Origin of the sequence: Robertmurraya sp. (assembly GCF_036676585.1) — a bacterium.
GTDB lineage: Bacteria > Bacillota > Bacilli > Bacillales > Cytobacillaceae > Robertmurraya_A.
In genome coordinates this window covers 1-5754 of sequence record NZ_JAKFCQ010000128.1, presented here as the reverse complement: position 1 = coordinate 5754, position 5754 = coordinate 1, and the positions used below count along the sequence as shown (strand labels likewise).

The window sequence follows — 5754 nt, the reverse complement described above, 5'->3', positions numbered from 1 at the left end:
GTACTTCCAAGTCCAGAAGGATACTTTGACACATCAGAAGTTCATGTTATTACAAACAATGAGTTAAAAGATAAAGCACCAGAAGCATATGAATTATTAAGCAACTGGAGCATGGATGTATCAGATATTGAAAAGATGATTGTTGAAATTGAAGATAATAATCGCGATGCAGAAGAAGTGGCACAGGAATGGATTGATAATCATCCTGATGAAGTAAAAGCGATTAAGGGTGAGTAATAACAGGAAGAAGAGCTGACGATTAAAAGTCAGCCTTTTTTTATGAAAAAAAGTGTAGATTTACACCACGTCTACTTGGTATAATATACCTGAAATGGAACTTATAGTTGGTTTTAGGGGGATGAATATGAAGTACAGACGTAGAAATACCACGGCCTTCACCGTACTAGCTTATTTTACTTTCTTTGCAGGGGTATTCCTTTTTAGTATCGGTCTTTATAACGCTGATAGTCTTGAACTAAATGAAAAAGGCTACTATATCGCTGTTATGATCTTGGTTGCTGTAGGGGCGATCTTGACGCAAAAAGTAACAAGAGACAATGCAGAGGATAACGAAATTCTCGCTGAACAAGAGCGTCAGCGTTCACATTCGAATAGTATTGAGTAGGAAAGAGGGAATGGCTTCGGTCATTCTCTCTTTTATTTTTCTGTAAGCTAAAATTCCGCCTTTTCCCTAGTTAATAGCCTGTACACTTTTAAAATTTTTGAAACTAATGTAAAGAGAATGTAAATATAACACTGGTTTGTAGACCGTGAATAGTATGGTAGAAAGGTGGTTACTTTTTTTGAATCGATCATCATAAGAGACAAATTTATCTCCAAGCAGATGGCAGTCTTCGCGTGATCGATGTCGCAAGGACCATTTGGCGTGACCGGGTATATCCATATCCTCGCAAACTATTAACATCCTTAGGAGAAACCCATAAAGAGACGTTTCTATCACATGTGAAGGCTATTTCTCCGGAACTTCTCGAGGAGTGGAACTATTATATGCGCATGGAAGAGCTTGCTAAAGAGATTTATCCTTTGCTCTTGGAGGGTGGAAAAACGAAGAAAATTGTTAAGGACTTAAGTGGTCGCCTGTTAACGAAGGATGATAAGGAAAATGCTCAAAATCTTGCCAACTTAATGCACAAGGTTTTTAAAGAAGAATGGGTAAAAACGATGTTAGCAAGAGGGGAAAACCCTGATGAAGTGATGCAGAAAATTGACGAGCACTGGGACGCATTAGAGCAGAAACAGCAGCAACCGGTAGTAGAAGAGTCAAACACAAAACAACAAAAAATTGATTTTACAGACATCCAACGTATCATCAATGGATTTAATATGTCAGACAAAAAAGATGACAAGAAAAGCAAAATGTTAAGACAGGAACTCACATCCATATTAATGCAAAAAATTACTGATAACAGTAAAAAGGACAAAAAGTAAGGAGAGTCATGATGAAAATACTAGTAATCTGGCGTCTACTCACGGTTGGAGGGGTGAATGCTGGGTGGCGTAATCGGGCGATATATTTTAAAAAATATGGCATAAAAACAGAGTTTCTGTATAGGACAGATCACGGTGGTATGCATATTATGGAAGATATCGCTCCCGTTTACTTGACGAAGGACAAAGACGAAATAGTAAAAATCATACAAGATAATCAATATGACGCAATCATTGTTGTAGATACAAAGGATGCCTATAAGTGGCTGAAAATGGCCAATTATAACGGACCAGTAATAGTCGAAGCACGTACCCCAGAACTGACAAAAATCACTCCTCATATCCAAAATTTCCAGGGCATTCAACCGGTAGCCGTCATTGTTCCCTCCTATTATCAAAAAAGGCTTGTATCCCTCCTTATTGAAGGAATTCCAATCGAGGTGATTTATAACGGAATCGACCCAGCTTATTATTATGCACTTAATGAAGAAGAAATCGATTATGATGCAGAGCCTAGTCTTCCAAAGGATAAGAAGATTATCGGTTGGATTGGACGATTAGATAAAAGGAAGAACTGGCCAATGCTTGTGGAAATCGCTAAAAGAGTTAAACAGGAACGCGATGATATTGAATTTTGGGTCATTGGTGGAGCACAAAGTGTGCAGAGAGAAGAGTTTGCTGCAAAGTGGAAAGAAGAAGGGTTACAGGACTTGATTAAGTGGTTTCCGGTGATTCCTTACCAGCAAATGCCACATGTGTATGCAAAGATCCGTCAATCTGGTGGCTGTACAATCGCGACTACAAAGACCGAGTCATTTGGGAACACTTTTGTGGAATCTATGATTTGTGGAGTTCCAGTGGTTGCCTCTCGAATGATGCCTGTCACAGAGATTGTGAGAGATGGAGAAACAGGGAAACTATTTCACGGAATGAGTGTAGATGAAGCAATCAAGAAGCTATATTTCATTGTTGACCAGCCAGAAGTGCAGAAAGAGATGTCTGAAGCGGCGATTTTACACACCCTTGAGAACTTCCATATTCACCGAGTAGCCGAGAAATATGTCCAGTTTTTACTAGCAATCATGCAAAAGGAAACAGGTAAAGATGGTGTGGTGAAGGTGGATGATTAAGCCAGTTTCATACGTAAAGAAGTTAGAAGGGAAATCAAACACTCACTTAATTAAGTTTGACGATGGACATGAATATGCAGTGAAGTATTTCATACAAGGATTCGAAAAATCATTGCCAAACGAATGGGTTGCATACTGCATAGCCAGGTACTTACAGCTACCTATGCCTTATGCACAAATTGTAGAAATACCAGCTGAGTTCTCCGCTCAAATTCCTGATTTTATTGAAAGTGCTAGTCGCTATCAGTTTGCTTCACGATATATTTCTGGTTGCTACAATGGACACGAAGTCTCTCAAATTAAGAAAATCGTAAACGAGCATCAGCTAGCATCAATTATTTTATTTGATTATTGGTTATCCAACCGAGATCGAACGAAGAAAAATATTTTACTAAAAGAAGAGGGAAATGAGACGTATCATCTATGGATCATTGACCATGCGGAATGCTTTGGTTCCTATAACTGGACAGGAGAACAAGTAGAAGATCTTCCTGTGAAAATATTAAAAAGTGCAACTCACCGGTTAATGGCCCAATTTGTAAAAGATGAGTCGGAGTTTTATGAAGCAATAAAAGTGATTCAAACAATCCCTAACTTTCTAATTGAGGAAATTGTCAGCATCATTCCGGATGATTGGCAAGTAAGCGCGGATGAGAAAAAAATACTTTCTCAGTATTTGATTAGACGCCGTAAAAAGATGCTTCCACGTAGTTTAAAAAAAATTTATGGCAAGGGAGTACCTCCCGTATCAATCGGCAGAGAAGAACAGAGGGGAGGGTGAAGGATGAAGGTAAGAAAGGCAATTATTCCTGCTGCAGGATTGGGAACAAGGTTCTTGCCAGCAACCAAGGCACAGCCAAAAGAAATGCTGCCCATCGTCGATAAACCGACGATTCAATATATAGTCGAAGAGGCAGTAGCAGCTGGAATTAAAGAAATTGTCATTATTATCGGACGAGGCAAACGTTCGATTGAAGATCATTTTGATAAATCCTATGAGCTCGAAGACACATTAACACGAAAGAATCAGGTAGAGCTTCTAGAAGAAATTCGCAAGTTATCAAGTTTAGTATCCATCTATTATGTAAGGCAAAAGGAACCGCTTGGATTGGGGCACGCGATTCTATGTGCGAAAAGCTTTATCGGCAATGAGCCGTTTGCCGTTATGCTGGGTGATGACATTGTGGAATCAGAAGTACCTTGCTTAAAGCAGCTAATGAATGCTTTCGAATACTGTAATAGCTCGGTTGTGGCTGTTCAAACGGTAAGCGACGATGAGGTGAGCAAGTACGGAATTGTGAAACCAAAAGGAGCCATCGGAATTCCTAATCTATTTTCACTTGATTCATTAGTCGAAAAGCCAAGGAAAGAGGATGCTCCCTCAAACTATGCGATTATCGGGAGATACGTGTTTAGACCAGAAATTTTTGAAAAGCTTGAGTCATTACCGATCGTTCCTAATGTCGAATTGCAGTTAACTGACGCAATTAATGAACTGAATAAAGAGCAAGCCGTATTTGCTTACTCATTTGAGGGTACACGTTACGATATTGGAGACAAACTCGGGTTTGTGAAAGCAACACTCGATTTTGCGCTAAGAAGGGAAGACATGAGGGAAGTGGTTCTAGAGTATATAAAAGACATCTATGAGAATATCGATTTTCAACAACGAGAGAATGATGGAATATGAGAATTGCTGTAATTGGAACGGGTTATGTGGGACTATCTACAGGTGTTTGTTTAGCAGAAATCGGACATCATGTTACATGCATTGATACTAGTGAAGAAAAGATAAACCTTCTTCGTGGAGGAATATCTCCCATCTATGAACCAGGAATGGAAGAATTGATTACGAAAAATATGGATGCCAAACGATTACAGTTCACAACGTCGCATCAAGAAGGGTTGGAGAAGGCAGAAGTCATAATCATTGCTGTTGGTACTCCTCAGCAATCTAGTGGGGAAGCAGACTTAACGTATCTATTTCAGGCGATCCACGATGCTGCTCCATATTTAAAAGAAGACGCGATCATTGTGATAAAGAGTACCGTACCCGTTGGCACAAATGAAAAGGTGAAAGAATGGCTGGAGGGAGCTAGTCAAAAGAAAATCTCACCTTCAGTTGTATCCAATCCGGAATTTTTGCGACAAGGATCAGCGGTGTCAGATACATTATATCCTGACCGAATTGTGGTTGGGTGTGAGAACAAGGAGGCAGCTGCAGTGATTGAAAAGATGTATGCTCCTCTAAACGCTCCAATTGTCACGACAGATGCAAGAAGTGCGGAAATGATTAAGTATGCATCGAATGCCTTTTTAGCAACAAAAATTAGCTTTATTAATAATATAGGAAACCTTTGTGAGGCAGTAGGTGCAAACGTAGAAGCTGTATCTAAAGGGATGGGGCTAGATCAACGGATAGGGGAAGCCTTTTTACAAAGTGGAATCGGTTATGGCGGGTCCTGTTTTCCTAAGGATGTTAGTGCACTTTTAGCCATCGCGAAAGAAAATCATGTGCCTTTTACAATGATTGAAGAAACCATGATGATTAACAACCGACAGAAGCAGCTTCTTGTGAATAAGGCTCTGAATCGTTTTGGAAATCTGAAGCATAAGAAAATAGCTGTATTAGGCTTTGCTTTTAAACCGGACACAGATGATATGAGAGAAGCACCTTCGATTACGATTATCCATTCTTTGCTGAAAGAAGGAGCAAGCGTAATTGGGTACGACCCAGTGGCAACTCGTAATGCGAAAACGATTTTCGGAGAACAAATCGTGTATGCTGCTTCAGTGGAAGAGGCGTTAAAAGGGGCAGATGCTGTCTTTATCGTTACGGAGTGGAAGGAAATCAAACAGCTCGTATTATCAGAAGTTATTTCTCAAATGAAAGAGCCTATCGTATTTGATGGAAGAAACAGTTACTCTGAAGAGGCTGTTCGGGACTGTGAGGAAATTGAGTATTATCCGATCGGAAAGCCAGCTATCATCATGAGAAAAAGCTGAAGAAGTCTTCAGCTTTTTTAAAAGATAAGAAAGTATAAGATTTTCGACTTTGAGAATTGTCTAGCTCCAGCGCCCTAGCGCCTAGTGTCCTTCGCTCTCCGCCCTACGATAAGTCAACATCGAATCGCCTCTGGCTCTTCGTGTTTCCTTTATCTCAGTTGGAGCGCTC

General features: G+C 39.9%; 7 protein-coding genes. All 7 read left to right on the top strand.

Features of this window, described 5'->3' with window-relative positions; translation table 11 throughout:
* Positions 1–237, top strand: a 237-nt coding sequence (locus ACGLXV_RS17245; RefSeq protein WP_391559599.1) for a glycine betaine ABC transporter substrate-binding protein, incomplete at its 5' end; no start/stop codon positions are given.
* A gap of 127 nt (positions 238–364) precedes the next feature.
* A complete protein-coding gene (locus ACGLXV_RS17240) occupies positions 365–625 on the top strand; it encodes a YiaA/YiaB family inner membrane protein (RefSeq protein WP_119710336.1) in 261 nt (86 codons plus the stop codon).
* 233 nt (positions 626–858) lie between these two features.
* Positions 859–1449, top strand: coding sequence for a hypothetical protein (locus ACGLXV_RS17235; RefSeq protein ID WP_391559598.1), 591 nt, complete (start codon positions 859–861; stop codon positions 1447–1449).
* A gap of 8 nt (positions 1450–1457) precedes the next feature.
* Positions 1458–2579: a glycosyltransferase family 4 protein gene (locus tag ACGLXV_RS17230; RefSeq protein WP_391559597.1), complete on the top strand. Its 1122-nt coding sequence runs from the start codon at positions 1458–1460 to the stop codon at positions 2577–2579.
* Complete coding sequence (locus tag ACGLXV_RS17225) at positions 2572–3360, top strand: HipA family kinase (RefSeq protein WP_391559596.1); 789 nt, start codon at positions 2572–2574, stop codon at positions 3358–3360. Before ACGLXV_RS17230 ends, ACGLXV_RS17225 begins: the two co-directional genes overlap by 8 nt.
* Positions 3361–3363: 3 nt before the next feature.
* A complete protein-coding gene (gene galU / locus ACGLXV_RS17220; RefSeq protein ID WP_391559595.1) occupies positions 3364–4269 on the top strand; it encodes a UTP--glucose-1-phosphate uridylyltransferase GalU in 906 nt (301 codons plus the stop codon).
* Positions 4266–5585, top strand: a complete 1320-nt coding sequence (locus ACGLXV_RS17215) for a UDP-glucose dehydrogenase family protein (RefSeq protein WP_391559594.1) — start codon at positions 4266–4268, stop codon at positions 5583–5585. The genes galU and ACGLXV_RS17215 overlap by 4 nt, the downstream gene beginning before the upstream one ends.
* Positions 5586–5754: the final 169 nt, after the last annotated feature.